Annotated in this window: 21 protein-coding genes; 14 read left to right on the top strand and 7 right to left on the bottom strand. The window is 38.2% G+C overall.

Annotated features, from left to right (window positions below; translation table 11 throughout):
• The coding region (locus tag HR060_RS09235; protein WP_174198709.1) for an integrase core domain-containing protein at positions 1-209 on the top strand (209 nt) is incomplete at its 5' end.
• A 37-nt stretch (positions 210-246) separates the two neighbouring features.
• On the opposite strand, the gene HR060_RS09230 is transcribed toward HR060_RS09235, so the two are convergent.
• Complete coding sequence (locus tag HR060_RS09230) at positions 247-1,047, bottom strand: polysaccharide deacetylase family protein (RefSeq protein ID WP_174200016.1); 801 nt, start codon at positions 1,045-1,047, stop codon at positions 247-249.
• A 173-nt stretch (positions 1,048-1,220) separates the two neighbouring features.
• The gene (locus HR060_RS09225) at positions 1,221-2,165 is read right to left on the bottom strand and encodes a LysR family transcriptional regulator (RefSeq protein ID WP_174200015.1); all 945 of its coding nucleotides are present in this window, start codon (positions 2,163-2,165) and stop codon (positions 1,221-1,223) included.
• A 193-nt stretch (positions 2,166-2,358) separates the two neighbouring features.
• Between HR060_RS09225 and HR060_RS09220 the strand changes: the two genes are divergently transcribed.
• From HR060_RS09220 to HR060_RS09195, 6 genes are all read left to right on the top strand, one after another.
• Positions 2,359-3,225: an MFS transporter gene (locus tag HR060_RS09220; RefSeq protein ID WP_174200014.1), complete on the top strand. Its 867-nt coding sequence runs from the start codon at positions 2,359-2,361 to the stop codon at positions 3,223-3,225.
• Positions 3,226-3,233: 8 nt separating this feature from the next.
• Positions 3,234-3,473 (top strand): hypothetical protein, encoded by a 240-nt coding sequence (locus HR060_RS09215; protein ID WP_174200013.1) that lies wholly within the window; start codon positions 3,234-3,236, stop codon positions 3,471-3,473.
• Positions 3,474-3,509: 36 nt separating this feature from the next.
• Positions 3,510-4,064: a hypothetical protein gene (locus HR060_RS09210; RefSeq protein WP_174200012.1), complete on the top strand. Its 555-nt coding sequence runs from the start codon at positions 3,510-3,512 to the stop codon at positions 4,062-4,064.
• Positions 4,065-4,444: 380 nt separating this feature from the next.
• Positions 4,445-5,215: a hypothetical protein gene (locus tag HR060_RS09205; protein ID WP_174200011.1), complete on the top strand. Its 771-nt coding sequence runs from the start codon at positions 4,445-4,447 to the stop codon at positions 5,213-5,215.
• A gap of 110 nt (positions 5,216-5,325) precedes the next feature.
• A complete protein-coding gene (locus HR060_RS09200; RefSeq protein ID WP_174200010.1) occupies positions 5,326-5,535 on the top strand; it encodes a hypothetical protein in 210 nt (69 codons plus the stop codon).
• Positions 5,536-5,811: 276 nt separating this feature from the next.
• The gene (locus HR060_RS09195) at positions 5,812-6,525 is read left to right on the top strand and encodes a hypothetical protein (RefSeq protein WP_174200009.1); all 714 of its coding nucleotides are present in this window, start codon (positions 5,812-5,814) and stop codon (positions 6,523-6,525) included.
• Positions 6,526-6,662: 137 nt separating this feature from the next.
• On the opposite strand, the gene HR060_RS09190 is transcribed toward HR060_RS09195, so the two are convergent.
• Complete coding sequence (locus HR060_RS09190; protein WP_174200008.1) at positions 6,663-8,012, bottom strand: PAN domain-containing protein; 1,350 nt, start codon at positions 8,010-8,012, stop codon at positions 6,663-6,665.
• 299 nt (positions 8,013-8,311) lie between these two features.
• Here HR060_RS09190 and HR060_RS09185 point away from each other — a divergent pair, with 299 nt between their 5' ends.
• Positions 8,312-8,698, top strand: a complete 387-nt coding sequence (locus tag HR060_RS09185; protein WP_174200007.1) for a DUF6559 family protein — start codon at positions 8,312-8,314, stop codon at positions 8,696-8,698.
• Between the two features lie 71 nt (positions 8,699-8,769).
• Here HR060_RS09185 and HR060_RS09180 read toward each other — a convergent pair whose 3' ends face one another.
• Positions 8,770-10,080, bottom strand: a complete 1,311-nt coding sequence (locus HR060_RS09180; RefSeq protein ID WP_174200006.1) for a cysteine hydrolase family protein — start codon at positions 10,078-10,080, stop codon at positions 8,770-8,772.
• Between the two features lie 333 nt (positions 10,081-10,413).
• Between HR060_RS09180 and HR060_RS09175 the strand changes: the two genes are divergently transcribed.
• The 3 genes from HR060_RS09175 to HR060_RS09165 all read left to right on the top strand — a co-directional run bounded on the left by HR060_RS09175 (position 10,414) and on the right by HR060_RS09165 (position 11,893).
• Entirely contained in the window at positions 10,414-10,716 is a 303-nt protein-coding gene (locus HR060_RS09175; RefSeq protein ID WP_174200005.1) for a hypothetical protein, read from the top strand.
• 140 nt (positions 10,717-10,856) lie between these two features.
• Positions 10,857-11,297, top strand: coding sequence for a DUF2306 domain-containing protein (locus HR060_RS09170; RefSeq protein ID WP_174200004.1), 441 nt, complete (start codon positions 10,857-10,859; stop codon positions 11,295-11,297).
• Between the two features lie 20 nt (positions 11,298-11,317).
• Positions 11,318-11,893 carry a pyridoxamine 5'-phosphate oxidase family protein gene (locus tag HR060_RS09165; RefSeq protein WP_174200003.1) on the top strand — a complete coding sequence of 192 codons (576 nt, stop codon included), beginning with the start codon at positions 11,318-11,320 and terminating at the stop codon, positions 11,891-11,893.
• A 12-nt stretch (positions 11,894-11,905) separates the two neighbouring features.
• Here the strand turns inward: HR060_RS09165 and HR060_RS09160 are convergent, their stop codons facing one another.
• The gene (locus tag HR060_RS09160) at positions 11,906-12,793 is read right to left on the bottom strand and encodes a LysR family transcriptional regulator (RefSeq protein WP_174200002.1); all 888 of its coding nucleotides are present in this window, start codon (positions 12,791-12,793) and stop codon (positions 11,906-11,908) included.
• A 115-nt stretch (positions 12,794-12,908) separates the two neighbouring features.
• Here HR060_RS09160 and HR060_RS09155 point away from each other — a divergent pair, with 115 nt between their 5' ends.
• The 3 genes from HR060_RS09155 (at position 12,909) to HR060_RS09145 (ending at position 15,344) form a co-directional block, all read left to right on the top strand.
• Positions 12,909-13,358, top strand: coding sequence for an SRPBCC family protein (locus HR060_RS09155; protein WP_174200001.1), 450 nt, complete (start codon positions 12,909-12,911; stop codon positions 13,356-13,358).
• Between the two features lie 89 nt (positions 13,359-13,447).
• Positions 13,448-13,873, top strand: a complete 426-nt coding sequence (locus HR060_RS09150; protein ID WP_174200000.1) for a hypothetical protein — start codon at positions 13,448-13,450, stop codon at positions 13,871-13,873.
• 91 nt (positions 13,874-13,964) lie between these two features.
• On the top strand, positions 13,965-15,344 hold the full coding sequence (locus HR060_RS09145) for a tetratricopeptide repeat protein (protein WP_174199999.1): 1,380 nt from the start codon (positions 13,965-13,967) through the stop codon (positions 15,342-15,344).
• A gap of 17 nt (positions 15,345-15,361) precedes the next feature.
• On the opposite strand, the gene HR060_RS09140 is transcribed toward HR060_RS09145, so the two are convergent.
• Together HR060_RS09140 and HR060_RS09135 are read right to left on the bottom strand one after the other, a co-directional pair.
• Positions 15,362-16,123, bottom strand: a complete 762-nt coding sequence (locus tag HR060_RS09140) for a lysozyme family protein (protein ID WP_174199998.1) — start codon at positions 16,121-16,123, stop codon at positions 15,362-15,364.
• Positions 16,124-16,198: 75 nt separating this feature from the next.
• Complete coding sequence (locus tag HR060_RS09135) at positions 16,199-16,636, bottom strand: DUF3429 domain-containing protein (RefSeq protein ID WP_174199997.1); 438 nt, start codon at positions 16,634-16,636, stop codon at positions 16,199-16,201.
• Positions 16,637-16,671 lie beyond the last annotated feature (35 nt).

Raw genomic sequence — 16,671 nt, 5'->3', positions numbered from 1 at the left:
GTTCAATGACAGATGGTTATGACTGCTATCAAAATGCACTGGCTGAGAGAGTAAACGGTATTCTTAAAAACGAATACTTGTTAATGAAACCAAATAACCTAAATGAGGCAAGGGAAATGGTAAAACAATCAGTCGATTTATATAATCAACAAAGGCCACATTCGGCCTTAAAATACAAAACGCCCGATGAAATTCATCAGGCGTTTTAATCAAAAAAGTGTCAACCCATACTAGGATGGGTCATCTTTATTTACTGTTGGCTTTAGTTTTTTCCACATGTTTACTAATGTTCAAAAACGTATCTACCCAGTAGGTCTCTTTATTTTCGACTAAATAAGCTAGTAATTCTTCGTGGGCTTTATTGGAAACCGCCAAATGATCGCCACCAATACCATGGAAAGTAATGCTGGCTAAGCCATTTACTTTAGCTGCCGCTTCTACATATTGAATTAAACGTTTACCTGATACTTCCACTGGCGCCCAAATGGGTACATCATTTATATTGATTTGATTGTAAGGGATCGGATAAACAGAATAGCTCGCTTTCATGCCAGCAAATTGACCTTTTAGCTGCTCAACATAGTTTTCATCACCAGCCATTGGGTCGACACAAGGTGCAGTAAAGGTACGCTCTGTTTTACCATCGAGAATATTTAACATCACACTGGCCGTTTCAACTTCACGCACTAATTCTTTAGCAGTTCGTTTACTTAAATCATCTTCTGGTCTTACCCAATCATGCTCTTCACCATTACAGCCATGATAAACCGTGTGATTTGCCAATTCATGACCATCTTTAGCGGCTTGCTGCCACTGTTCGACATGCTTTCTAAACCCAGGGGCTGATAGCGTCACATAAAATGAGCCTTTTAATCCATATTTATTGAGCGCGGGGATCGCATTTTCAACTTGCGATGACAGAGCATCATCGTAACTTAGACTAACAGCGGCTTTAGCATTGTTTGGCCATTTTGATTCTTCTGCAACAAGGTCGGTACAAGGAAGAATGAAGAATAATGAAGCTAAACTTTTAATTGTTTTTTTCATGCTCGAGTCCTTTTTATCGTTTTTATTCTCGACTTTACTATAGGTACTTGTGCGACAATTGCACATCTAGATACGTTTAGTCGCTGAGTATGTAAGTTAAAACGCAAAATAATGTTAAAAAATAGTTACTTACAGATTTATGAGTGAAAAACTGATTTCATTGCGACCTTTATTTATGTATTGAGCGTTTGCGCCCAAGTATGATAACTACCCTCGCCCATTTCCTGTAAATGTTCAATGATGAATTCAATAAACACTCTGACTTTTGCGGGTAAAAATTCACGCTTTGGGTAAATGGCAAATACGCCATTTTCTGGTTCCGGCGGCCTAAAAGAAGGAAAAACAGACACTAACTTGCCTTGTTCTAACGCTTCTTTAGCTAAAAAATGAGGCATTTGCGCAAAACCAAAACCATCAATACACAGTGGTGCCATCGATCCACCGTCATCAGTTATATGCTGCCTAGATAACTCACAATAACCATACTCACCTTCGCTATTAGGTAAAAAGATAGGTTGAAGTTGTTGAGTTTGTTTAATGCGAAAACCTATCCAAGTGTGTTGTTCAAAGTCTTTGTCATACTTTGGTAATCCGTTTTGAGCTAAGTAATCAGGTGAAGCACAAATAAGAAAATCCATCGGGCTCAATCGCCTTGCGACTAATCGATTGTCTTTTACAAAACCCGTTCTGATCGCGATATCGATATTTTTTTCGATAATATCTGCATGCATATCACTTATTTCTAGATCGAGTTGAATATCGGGATAACGCAAACAAAAAGCCTTCAATAATGGCCTTAAATACAAATGACCATAGCAAACTGCAGTACTTATACGCAGTAAACCAGAGGGCGTATCGTTGTTATGCTTAAGACTCGCCTCACAGCGCAAAATGGCATCTAAACTATTTTTTGCTGTTTGGGCGTATTCTTGCCCGGCTAGCGTGATACTTAACTTACGGGTTGAGCGTTGAAATAATGTCAGCCCTAACTCAGTTTCCAGCCGGCTGATGGCCTTACTAACAGTAGAAGGGTCAGTACCGCATTCTCTTGCAGCCCCTGCAAAACTTCCCTGCTCACATGTGGCAAGAAATAATTCTAAAGTACGAAATTTATCCATATTTAAAGTATACCAAGCTTATTCATGAATAATATTCATGTCTAAAAGGCGATTACACATATTTTTCTATACAAAGGAGTCTTTAAGCTTATCTGCACTATTTTGTTTTAGGAGAAAAATGTAATGCAGAGCACACAAACTGAAAAAAAAGACACGCACTCATTTTTGATATGCCAGTTTGGCATTTATCACGATGGCAGGGTTGTCTTATGTCAATTTTTTACCAGCACTAGTCAGTGCGTTAGCAACTGGCATTGGCTCTAGTCCAGCGCAAGCAGGTGAAATTGTTGCAATGAATGGCTATGGCGGCTTAATCGGCAGTGTATTGGCGGTATTTATCGTCAGCAGAGTTAGTTGGAAGCCCATAGTGATGCTTTGTTTAGCATCACTTGTTGCTTTTGATTTTTTCACCCAATGGTTTATTGATTACCAAAGCCTCATCATTTGGCGATTATTCGCTGGTGTTTTTGGCGGGGTAAGTTTAGGCATTGCCTTTTCAGTACTAGGCCGGCTTGCTAACCCTGATAGAGCATTTGGCTGTTTGTTGTTTATCCAATTTACGGTCGGTTCATTAGTCATTTACTACACACCTATATTAGAGCTAGTCCAAGGTGCATACAGTATTTTCTTCATTATGGCAGGTATTGGTCTTTTAAGCCTGTTGTTAATGTTATTGCTGCCAAGCATTCGTTTTTCAAACGATAAGAAAGCTGCTGATAAACAACAGCAATCCACTGTTATCAAAGCCAGTTTATTGATGCTCGCCATCATCTTATTCCAAACAGCGGCAAGTGCTATTTGGGCTTATGTTAGTCTAATTGGCGCGGCAGCTGATATCCCAATAGCTGATGTCAGTCTTTATGTGGCTACAACGGGCATGTTAGGTTTACTCGGTGCGATTATCCCTATGTTTAAAAGCCAAGCTGCGAGTCGTACTTTCTGGTTAACCACAGGTTCATGTTTTTCAATCATCGCTGCGATCATCATGGTATATGCACCTTTGAGTGCAGGCGTCTTTATCTTGGCCATGTCATTACCTTTTTTATCTGGCCAACAATAAACAGTTATTTGTTTGCAGTTGCAGGCGAAATGGACGCATCTGGTCGCCTTGCCACTTTATCTGCGGTTGTCTCTTCAATTGGACTTGCCTCAGGCCCTATGTTGGCATCGACCCTAGTCACTGAAAATAACTATTATTCAATGTTATTTACTTGCGCACTTCTGTTTGCACTTAGCCTGATACTGATGATAGGCCCGGTTCGTAAAAGTGCTGTCAGTGCGAGTATGCGACAACTAAAAACCGCCTAATGGTTGTAAATTCATAACAAGATGTGAGAAATAAAAATGCTCAAATTTATCCTTAATAAGTTAATTAATAGCATGCAACATCGATATGACTACGATGCTCAGTACATGCAAGATATGTTGTCCGCTGATACCCGTGCTTTTATCAAATACCTAGCGTTTCAAATGATGGCTTCACATAAAGCAAACTTATCAGCCGAGCAGCTATTTGCTGCAAAAATTAGGACAATAATCAGAGATGATTGCGGCCCATGCACTCAGTTGATGGTACAAATGGCGCAAGAGGCAGGCGTTAAAGATAGTATGTTAGCTGCTGATATCGCACTCGATATGAACAATTTGCCTGAAGATATCGCCTTGATAGTCAATTTTACTGAGGCCTGTTTAAATCGAGAGCCCCTTGCCGATGATTTAAGAGAGCAAATTATTAAACAATTTGGCCAACAAGGTTTAGTGGCACTGTCTTTAGCCATTAGCAGTACCAGAGTGTATCCAACACTCAAGTATGTGCTAGGTCACGGTAAAACCTGTTCACGCGTTATGATAAGTGATAAAACGGTCAAACCCATTCGACCTGCCACTCAGCCTATTTAGGTATATACCTAACTGCGGCTAACGTCATTGATATCAATATTAAAAAAGTGCCATTTGCTTAATGGCGCTTTTCTGGATTAATGGTTTTTAGGACTATAATTCATCAAGTAATACACTTGCCAAAGTTTAGTCAGGCATACTGGTATAAAAAGATCGGATGGCAGTTTGAAAGTTGGCGCAATCCTAAACAAGCCAACTGTATTAATTAACCAAACTCAAATGAAAGCAAAATGAAAGATCAGCCCTCTGGGTTACAAAACTACTAAACATATACAAATCAATTAAAAACTAGCAAATTTCTACCATAAACCCCCAATAAAATTCCATTCCCATTTTTTTTCTGCTAGTAAATACATCATTCCGGTTACTAAAGCATCACAATGAGTACAAATATAAAGACATTAACAATCACCTTATTAGCTGCTTTTGTTGCAATTTCAGTGACAATAGCTGCATTGGCTAAAATCAATAATAACGCTGAAAACGATAGACTTATCGACAAAGTAGAAAGACAAAGTGACTTGCTTAAGCAGAAAGAGCAAGAGCTTAAGAGGCTACGTCAACTAGTTTCATCTCTGTCTAATGCTGACAACAACTCAGTAGTTAAAGTGCCTAACTCTCTTCAAACTCGTGTTAGCGCAACCCAATTAGGCACAAGCCAGAGCCCAAGCAACATAAGCGACAAGCTTAAAGACGAAGTTCAAGAAACAACCTCTCTCGTAGAAATAGAAAGAGCAAAATTAAAAATAGAGCAATTCCGAAATTGGTCCAAGCAATTCGAAAATGAGAATGGCGATGGTGTCATTAAACAGCTGAATGAAACCTTCGAAAAAGAAAATATAGATACTGATTGGGCATTCAATCAGCAGAACTCACTAGAGCAGCTTTTCCAACAAAACCAATATTTGAGTAACTTAACTTACAACCAGATCGAATGTAAAAGTAGCCAATGCAAATTAACGATATCTACCGCTGATGATGAGCAACTGGCATTAGCTGCCCAATCCTTAAACATGGCGCTGAAAAATAACCAACAAGCATTGGCTGAAACACATTTTATAGCAATGCCTGATAGAAAAAATAAGTCTACAACCATTTATCTGGCCAGAGACAAAAAAGGACTAACTTTTGGCAACAGTATTTTTGAGTAAATGGCTGAAACCGATTTTGAAGCTTGCTTCAAAAGTTCAGGGCTAAGCTCTGGAACCGACTCCACTGTATGTGGAACAACCTAAAAAGAAGAAATTAAAGGAAATAAGAAATGAAAAAGTTATTATCAGCAAAACTGGCAGTTGCAATCTTGTCACTAGCAGGTTTCTCTTCAACGGCTAGTGCGGACAACTGCACTTGGGAATTAGTTTACTTCCACTCATATCTAAGCTTCCAAGGTGCAGAGTACAAATCAGTTGGAGCTTGTCCTTATAGAGGTAAACTTGAAAACTACAGAACCAACACTGTTCACTACTGGTAATCAAACAACCGATGGGGCGAGCCGGTGTTTATTCACGGCTCGCCTTACTTTATTACCGTAGGGTATATTCCACTCCAAATCTGCCACCTTTCCAAACAAAATCAGCTAAAAACTTCACCTTTTACTAGCCGCTCTGTACATATGCACATCCCTACCATGGCTAGGTACCATTCTATTGAGTTATCTTATACTGCTGTTTTCATTTTAAATTTTATTCCCGCATTCTAAGGTGTGAAATTGAATAAGCCATAGTGAATTGACAATTTAGGAGATTAGATGTCAGAAACAGTAGTGAAGGAAATTATCCACAAAGCGGCACGAGAAGCTAAAAAAGAATGCATCATGGATGAAGTGATAATACCTACCGAGATTTTTGATGTGTTGAGTTATTCTGAATCTAGTCATTATCAAGACGTACCGATCAAGGATGTGATTTCTCTTGGCGAGACTGACAGAGATATCCTAGCTAAAGGCGATACCTGGAGAACATCAACATATAAACTTCATTGTAAAAGCTGGGATCAGAACAAAGCTAAAATTTTTCAATATTTTATTTCAAAACAGAAGAAAAGGTACTTTCCGGCAGAAGGCTCTACTAATGACCTACACGTAGGTTATATCGCTGATGTTTATTTTTGTAAATTAGGTAATCACCGTCTATTGGCAGCCAAAGCTTGGTTGAACAATATTATTGGACCTAATATGAAGATATACAGGGTATATTGTACTGAGTACACCCTCTTGCCCGATGTTAAAGATATCTTAAAGAAGTGTATTGAAGACAGTGGGACAATAGCGGTGTGCCATAAAACCAGATACCTAAAGGTAAAATCTAACAAAGGAGTAACTCTTTATCATAAAAATAATGATAAAGACTCTTATAAAAAGGTTTATAACCTTGCTGACTTAAGAACTCTTCCTCAAAAGCTTAAAGGAACATTAGACTTTAGAGAAATTCCTATAGAAATAGTCAAGAGATTACTCAATTAGATGAGTGACTTTGAAGATATATCACCGCTGACACGATAATTAAGTTATTAATTTACACAGTTCATTAAATACATTGAAGGACTATGTTTCTGATATAGATAAAAAAGCGCCATTAACTTAATGGCGCTTGTTATTAATTATAGGTGTCTTCTAGCACCCGATGTATAAGCTTTATTTTGCCACACATTAATAATACTCCAGAATGGCGCTGAACGAGTGTCTTCTAGTGTTCCGTCTACAAATTCACAAGTCTGCTCATGATGTATAAATGCCGAACAATTTAGGTCATTTTGACAAGATTGAGCACATGAATTGAGTGTGTGCCCCTGAGTTCTTTTCCAAATTGGGCCATTAATAATATCATGGCGATCAAGTCTGAATTTATTACTTGCACTGAGGTTCTTTATGGCAGAATCATAACCGTTAAAGTCCCAAGCGCTATCAAACGTACCTTTTCTAAAATCACAAACTTTGTTGCCGCCATAAACAAAAGAGTCACATTGGTGATCACTTGTACAAAGGTTAGCACATTCTTCATACTCTAAACCTTGTACAGATTTGGTAATTGTCCCTGCTAAAATCTTGTTTTCACGTTGTGCATAAGGAGCAAGGTGGTTGTGTTCTTTTAACGTCGCTGAATCGTAATTATTGAAGTCCCAGGCATTATCAAGCGAACCATCTCTGAACTCACAAGTATTGTTATAATGAACTATCGAGCTACAAACATTGTCATTTAAACACGCCTTCGCACAAGCATTGATATCAAGATTCGGGATTTTTTTATGAATAGTCCCTTTAAGGATCTTATTCTTGCCAATTGTGAACAAATCTATTGGCTCTTCATAAAAATAATCTTTGTAGTGGTCACTGAAGATACGAGAATAATGGTGTTCATCCATTTCCACATTTGGATAATCGCCATTACACAAAATACCTAAGGTTTCACCCACATCAGTACAATCTTCATGTGGCATACCAAAAGTATGTGCTAGTTCATGGCCGACAGAACCTACTTCAGCAAAATGTCTGCCTTCAATTCTATCTATAATCCACTTTGGCATAACTGCCACACCATGTGCTGCGGCCGCTGCAGCACCAGAATTTGAAGCAGCATTATATACCTCTAAAAAGATGATATATCTATGATTAGGGTCGTTTAATACCGCATCTGGATAAGCTTTTTTCACTTCGCTAAAAGCATTAGCCATCCAGAACCATTTAGAGTCACCAAAAGAGGTATTGCTGTTGTTGATAAACCAATTACTATCGTAATTACTGTTTACTTTAACAATTTTGTCATAACGGAAATTTGCACCATTATTACTCCAAATGCGGTGATTATGCTCTACAGCCTCTGCTGCAATCGCAGAGCGATCAAGTGAACCAGCATCTGAAGGTGTAATGTATACAACTCTTACAGACTTAGAAGCAGCAAATACTTGACTACTAGCAAGTATTAAAGCCGCCAAAATTAATAACATTTTCATTTTTCATTCCTTGTTGTTTATATTATTTATCTTGTATTAATCTAAGTTTTTCAGGTACTTAACATCATGTTAATACAATGCAAATATTGCATATATCACATCCCTGTATGTTATTTTTTTGTTAAATTTTCATTATAGATAAGCTGTAAGTTGTTTTGAGATAACAATTTTCTATAACAAGGTGAATTAATTTAAAAAGACAAATACGAGTTAAGCGAAACGTATGCAAACTAATTAGCTACTATTCTTTAATTAAAAGCATCTATGTTTAAAAAATGCAGTACTGATTTGGAGGATAAATGGCAGATGATCAAGTGATGTTAAGTGACGAAGATATTATTCGCACACTGGCTAATGATTTAACCTTTACCTTAATTGAACTTAATGGTGTTCAAACACATTATCGCATTCATCAGGTAGCCCAAGCGTTACAAGCACATTACCAATGTGAAGAACTGCTTAACTTTGCCTGTGGCATATTTTGTGATGAGCAAAGCTATCAAGCAGCCAAATTACCGGTGAGTTATGGCCAAATACGGTCCTTAGTGGCAACCGCATGTTTCGGCCAAGAGATTGAATTTACCATTGAAGATATAGTTAGTTTAGCTAAACAACAAAAACCGTTTAATCATCAAGGTAACCTGATGGCAGATGATTTAAGCTTAAATTTAACGCCATTTGATTAAATAGCTGACCGTTTCTAAACGAAAAAAGGTTAATAACCTGTGTTATTAACCTTTTATAACCACAAAAAGAATTAACGTAAACGTGGGTAAACTTCTGGGATAACACGCTCGTTTAATTCAGTCATTTCATAATAGCGCTGAACTTCTTCTTCAGTGAAGTCGGCTAACATCAACTCTACATACATCTCATAACCTGTCGATTTTTGCGTGCTTGGCACCGCACCCAACTGATACATGTAATCAAGGTAATGAATGGGGTCTACATCTGAGCCCATCACCGCATCTTCTAGGATAATAGGCGTGATGCCCGCTGCAGTGAATTTGATAATCGCATCATATAAACCAAGTTGCGAAACCACGCCTGAAATCACCGCTTGTGTTTTACCTTCACGAGTCATTTTAGCGATAACGCGATCAACTTTTCTAACCGACTCAACATTAGCGTTTGAACGGTATTTAGTGGTGTAAGCTTTACCTTTTTTGTTAATGTGATAGCTCGGTAAATTCGAGAATAAAAACTCTTGCTCTAAGCCGAGTGAAATTAGGCGTGAATCGAGCGCTGGCTTGTTATCATGTACGGCTTTTTTAATGCTTTCATCATCCATATTAAAATTAACAAAAGCCATTTCGTGGCGGTTAGCTTGATGTAGGTCTTTACGCTCACCTACTGCATAACGAGGGCTATAAATAAGCTCGTCTTTTGCATTCATCGACTCAATAATCTCATGTGTTTCAGCTAACTTAACACCCGCTTGCTGTAAACGTTTAAAAGTTGGGCGCTTATAAATTTCTGTCGAGAAAGTGGCATCGCTTGCAACATAAACATCAAAACCCATCGCTTTTAGACCTAATACTGTCTGCATCACACATACATCGGTTTCAGCACCCGCAACGACAACTCGACTAATGCCTTTATCAATCCATGCTTGCATAGACGCGCGCATGTCATCTTCTAATGTCGCATTAAACGTTTGCTTGAAAAAAGACTGTGTATTTTCATCTAAAGCACTTTCAATATTAGCCAGGTACGGTGAGTACTCTAAACCAAATTCTGTTTCAAACGCTTCATATGTGATAGTGGTTGGAAAATCCAAATCGTTGGCAGATTGCGCTAATTGCGCAATACGGTCGATATTACTGTGAAGCTGTGGGTCGACATTTTCTGCAGGAATTGGAAATTCTGGGTAAAACAACTTAACCCAAAAATCATCGCTATCCATTACATAACCTTGTTGCGCATCAATGATAACTAAACCAGTATCACCCGCGCTAAATTGTACTTGTTCACTTTGCTTGGTTTCAAAAGCTAATTGTAATCTGTCGTCAAAATTACAACCTGCTAAAGCGATTGTTAAAGAAAGTGGTAATAGTAATTTTTTCATTATCCTTTGCCCTTTTTTAATTGTTTATTTTTTATCCTGATGTTACTGCAAGGTTAATATTGTAATATTTATGTTACGGTGTCAAATATCCATTTAGTTTTTTTAATAAATTGATTTTATTGAATATTTTACGCTAAAGGGTGATTACGGACTTTAGTCATATACGGATAAACCCGCCCTACTACTCGATAAGCTATTTAAATGGCGTTTGCATATTTAAAGCGAGGGAAAAATGAAATAGTCTGAAGGGATGACAGGTAACAAGTTATAATTTAGTGAAAAAGAATGAAAGCTAAGCATTTATAGCAAGAATAATCGAATGCTCGCACAAATATGAACAAAACCGTTAACTTATCAAGCCTTTATCAGGCGCTCTTTTCAATTTTATTGGCAGTTGGCCATTTTACCTTGTGTGAATTATCGAGCCAGTGGTGGATACCTTTAGCTGTTATCAGCTCTTTTTGGTTTTTCCTTATTTTACCTGTTTGCCTGACAATAGTAGTTGTGCAGTTTGTATGGGGTAAATTTAACAAACGTCCGACAGATAGAACCATCCCAATTTATATTTACCTAACGGCTATTAGTTTTTATATTTTTGTTACAGCCGTTAATCAAGGCTGTTATCTATCAGCATAGAAAAACATAAAAATATCTGTGCCAGTAAAATGGTATTAATCTTGTTTTTCCCAAATATCAGGCATTTTATCGCAAGCAGATAAGTCTAATAATTATCTGCCACTACAGTTTCAAAGTAACAAATCAAGGGAATGATGCGTATGTCTATTGAAACTTTGCACACTGTCTTAGCGAGCATTGCTTTATTAACAGGCACCTGGGTAATTTTAAAGCGAAAAGGCACTCAAGGTCATATTTGGCTCGGCAGGTTGTTTTTCTTTACCATGCTAGGTTTAAATATCACGGCGTTAGGTATTTATAATTTAACAGGTCTTTGGAACCATTTTCATTGGCTGACGCTAATCAGCCTTTTTACCTTAACAGCCGGATATATTGCCGTTAAACAAGCTAACATTCGCGCCCATTTTTATTTTCTCAGTTGGAGTTACATTGGCTTGGTGGCAGCCGACATCAGCGAGTTATTTGCCCGATTCACACCTGCTAATAAAATCTTGGTCCATTTTCCCCATTTTGATACAGGTTTAATATTTGCGCTGATCCTTAGTTGCTTGTTATTGTTACCAAAAATCAACGTTAAATAATGGATTTATAAGGACAGCCCATGGGAAAGCAATTTGAGGAACTTGCGCCAAAACACATCGATTTTATCAAAAAACAGAAAATTTACTTTGTAGGTACCGCCGCCCAAAGTGGACACGTGAATATTTCACCTAAAGGTGGAGACACATTACGTGTCATTGATAATAACACCATTGCTTGGCTTAATTTGACCGGTAGTGGCAATGAAACTGCACCGCATTTGTATAACACCAATCGTATGACCATTATGTTTTGTGCATTTGAAGGTGCGCCTATGATCTTACGCACTTATGGCCCTGCTAAAGTGCTTCATCAGGGCGATGACGCTTGGCATAACTACATTGATTTATTTGAGCCTAGCGTGGCATCTCGTCAAATTTATGTGCAATCAATCGAATTAGTACAAACATCTTGTGGTATGTCTGTACCCTACTTTGATTATCAGAACGATCGCGACGATCTTGCTAACTGGTCAATCAAGCAAGGTAAAGCCGGTATCGATAAATATTGGGCGAAGAAAAACCAGCACAGTATTGATGGCTTCGAAACTGAAATACTCAGCCGCTCTTCGCTAACAGAGCCAGTCACTGAAGAATAACCTAGTTTTTGGTTAACTACTGAGCCTTTCACTGATAAAGGCTTTAAAAGCTTTGTGGGTATTACTTTGCCAATTTGCTTTTTTACTGACTAGGTGTAAGTTTTTTCTCGGTAAATGGTACTCACAAAGAACAGACACTAAATCCCCTCTTTCGATTTCATTTTCTATGTTTTTATCTAACATCAAACCTATGCCTAGGTGATTTTTTGTCATGTCGTACACAGCGGTGCAATCACTGACAAAATGAGCCACCGATTGCTTAAAGTCAAATTGTTGCTGATTGAGAAATTGCTTCACATCGCCATTGGGGTTCAATTGGTTAGGCAGTATAAACTTAGCCCCACCGAGCTGGGTGAAAGATTGTATAGGGTCACAACTTGCTAAATATTGAGGGGTGGCACAGGCCATTAAATTAACGTCGAATAAATACTTAGCATATAGTGAACTATTATCGGGTAATGTGCCTAACCTAAAAGCAAAATCAAGCGCTTGGTCGTGTAAATCCAACACATCATCTGTATAGATAATGGTAAATTGTACATCAGGATATTTTGCCGCAAATTGATGGATAGATTGCATCACCACAGAGCGCGCTAAAGATTGCGACATAGTAATTTTAAGTGAACCAGCAATACGGTTATCGGTATCGATTAGCTTAGCCTCTACCTGATTGACCGCCTCTAAAATGGCTTTGCACTCAGGATAGAATTGTTTGGCTGCCGCACTGGCCTCAATTTTTTTATGAGACCTTAAAAACAACTGAACATTAAGGGTTTGTTCTAGTTGATTCAGCTGTTTACTGATTGCCGGTACAGATAGGTTCAACATACTCGCAGCTTTGGTGATGCTGCCCAGTTCGAAAGCCGTCACAAAGGCTTGATATTGATTAAATTTTGCCATCCTTCTGCCCATTATTAACTTTTAGTTAAGCTGAGATTACTTATATTTCAATTTTTGTTAAACAACAATTACTTTAGATTAGTTTTGCCAAACAAGACAATATGGAATAGGTAATATGATTGAACTTGCTAAAGTAGAAACACAAATTAATGCGCCTGTTAATGTGGTTTATAGCTATATGACCAACATGGAAAATTACGGAAATTGGTTTCCAGGGGTTGTCGATATTAAATCAGTGGATAAACAAGATCATCTCGCTATCGGTAAGCGTTACCAAGAAGCCTTAATCATTGCAGGGCAAAATGTCGCATTAAATATCGAAGTAGTTGAAGCTGAGCGCAACAAAGCCTTTATTACGCAGGGCGATTTAGCTGGCTTGTTACCACAGATGACGATGACGTTTGAGCAAAATAATACTAACTGTACAGTGCGCTTGCAGTATCACAGCCGCAATTTAGATTTTGCCGCCAATGATGACCTTAGCCATATTCAAGCAGACTTAACCTCTAGGGCAACAACCGCTATGGAGAACCTTAATCACATTTTTACCACCGATGTAGATTAATTAATCGATACTGGTATTTTATTTGCTTTGTTCCTTGTTACTGACAACACACTTCTTTGTAGCCAAGTTGGCAGTAATAAGGAAATTATATGCACATTAATAATCAGATATCACCCTATACAGCGCATACCCCAGCCAATCAACCTAACGTTCAGAATGACAGCTCAGCAAGCGCCAATGCTGGCGATACATTTACGTTAAGTAAAGACGGACAAAATATAGAGCAAAAGTGGCAAACATTTGCCGAGCAATATGACGTGACGAATATCAATCAGCAGCAAATCAATCAACTTACACAAGGTCTATTTGATGCGGGTTTATTAAGCACAACCGAGATGATGATAATGGGCGCGCCGTTATCAATGAACACTGAACAAACAGGCAGTGTCGATCTATTGTCTGACATGAAACATACACTTGATTTATCTACCCCCACATTAAACGCCGAGCAAAAACACAATTACCAAAGTGTGATCGATATTTTGCAGAATTTAGCCGACAAGCGTATGCGTTAGCTTCATTCTGCTGTGTTCTCATTAACTTGTACTTGCTTTTTATTTTGTAAAAGGCATGATCATTTTTTTAACAAAATAATAAGAACAAGAGATGAAACCTTTCAAGATCTTATCTTTAGTTGCTTGCATGCTTGCGTTTTCTCCTTCAAGTATTGCGCAACCTACACTATCAGCTGCTGATTTAGCGCACTTTGAAGAAAAAGCTAAATTAGACGACAAAATTGCCTATCAACTTGGCCATATTTATACCTTTGGTTTACAGGGTGTTGATAAAGACTTAACCAAGGCGGTTCATTATTTAACAGAAGTGGTCGAACCTTATTACGCACGAGAAAACCCGGTTGTTGCAGAAGCCTCTTTTTTATTGGCAGCACTAAATTCGGGTTTTGAAGGTCATAAAGTTGATGAAAAAGCGTCATTAAAGTACTTCAAATATGCTGCTGATGCAGGTCATAAAGAAGCGCCTTATCGCTATGCGATGCTGACTAAAGACGATGCGGAATATAAAAAGTATTTAGAAATTGCTGCTAATTATAATCAACTACCTGCGATACTCGATCTGGTATCAGCCCTTTATCAAGGTAAGCGTATTAAACCTAATGACAAAGCTTTAGTTAAATGGTTGAGAAAAGCCGCAGACTTAGGACATGCCAATGCTCAGGCTCTTTTAGCAGGCATGTATTTTAATGGCGATCTTGTTTATCAAGATTATCAACGCGCACATGATTACTTTGTAAAAGCGGCGATACAAGATCACCCACAAGCTCAAGCGCAGCTTGGATTAATCTATATGATGGGTTTAGGTCGAGATGCCGACCTTGCTAAAGCCAGAAAATGGTTAGAAGCCGCTTATGATCAGGGCGATATGACTGCAGGTGAAAACTACGCGGCTACTTTACTCGATCATCAAGATAAAAAAATGAAGCAAAAAGGGATTAACATTTTAAAGCAGGTAGCCAAACAAGGTTCAAAATCTGCAGCGTTGAAATTAGTTGATATCTACCAAGCCGCGGAAATTGTTGAAGCCGATCCCAGCGAACTCGCCAAATGGAAAAAAGTCTATGACAATACGACCGAAGAGCAAGGGCAAATAATTGGTCAAAACAAGCAAACACATGGTGTATCGGATACGGTTTATAAAACCTCACCAGAGGCGATAAAAGCCTTTGAAAATGGCCTAAAAGCATTGGAAAGTGCACAATATCTCAAAGCAATAGAACTCTTTGAACAAGGTGCAAGAGCTGATTTACCTGTCGCGCAATTAAACCTAGCTATTGCCAATATTAAACATGCACAACAAGCTCAAGATGAAGCATTTTTATATCAGGCTTATGCATGGGTTAAAATTGCTAACGATAACCAACAACAAGGTGCTGATAAATTATTAGCCGATATTGAAGGTTTCTTTGGTAGTAAAGAGTTAGAACAGGCGCAAAAAACTTACCAAAGTATTAAACAAACATTGAAGTAACATTGCTATTTGGCGCGTTAAGAAAGGTACTTTACGCGCCTATCAAATCTGCCCTTAAGGACAGCCAATCGGCCCCGCCAAAAACCCTCATCAGTCATTTCTTTGATAAATGCTGCAAGGTGATTATCTGTAATCGACAATTGGATTTTACCTCTCGTTAACGGTGTATAATCACCTCGATACCGTAAATCGACGAACACATCTTTGATTAAGGGATTTAAATCTTGCCAATTCGTCTTACCGTATTTCTCAATGACATCCGTTTTGTGACAAATTCGATAAACGTCATCTTCTATTTCTTGATAGACAATTTCAAATAAGCGCTTTTGCTGCAAAGTTGTTATCTGTAGCTGATTTATATCACCACATTGCTTGAGTTTTTTCACCGCTTTTTGTCCGTGATCACCGACAAATTGGCAAAGGGTATTAATTTGGTCAGGTTTAAGACCTGCCCTCGTTAAATCGTATTCAGCCTGTTGGGCGCTTCGAAGCTTAAGATCATAGCCTCTGCCTATTGTTAGGCCTGAATAGTTAGAGGGCACATGGGGTAAACGACTATAAAATGGACCTGGATGTTCGCTACCTTCGGCATCAAATGTAAGTTGTCCTTTAGACACGATAAAATCAGAGCCTTCAACACCTTGATTTTCAATAGGGCTTTCACTGCTCGTGCTGCCAGGACTATGCATAGAGTGGGTTTTAATTAACTGATTGATCCCTAGTTTAAATTTTCGGGCCAGTTCACTAACTTTATCAACAGTGTTGAATTTAAAACCCATTGTGATGATTCCTGATTTAACTTAGTAAAATCATCATTTGGATAACGCCAAACACGCTTTTACAGCAAATAATCACTAGCTTAGTAACGTTAAATCCATCAATGCAAATGCATGGCAAGTACAGACAACAAAACTTAAAACTTTCCTCATTGTTAAGTATTCACTTTCAAGTTCCAAAACAAATACCCAGTGCTGCTCAATTAGATACAGCGTCAAAAACAGCAACAAATTAACCGTTAGCGCGATTGCAGTTGGTAATAAAAATAAACTGAGAAAAGCCACTATCGCAATCAGGTTGGTAACAATGAGCAAGGATTTATAAAGTTGATGGCTTAACCTCGCTTGAAAGATGAGTAACCGGGTCCACAATGTACCTGCCATAAACGCCAATATCACACTACTGTAACTCAAGAACACTTGAGATTTGTCTGTTGGCAAAAATGAAAATTCAATCGGCAACAGTAAAACAACAAAAGGAATTAAGCCCAAATAACCCAAACGTTTATACATCATGTTCTAAACTCATTATTAGTTAATGTAATTTATAC

The organism is Marinifaba aquimaris (genome assembly GCF_013328345.1).
In the GTDB taxonomy this organism is placed as follows: Bacteria; Pseudomonadota; Gammaproteobacteria; order Enterobacterales; family Alteromonadaceae; genus Marinifaba; species Marinifaba aquimaris.
This window is presented reverse-complemented; position numbering and strand designations above follow the sequence as displayed.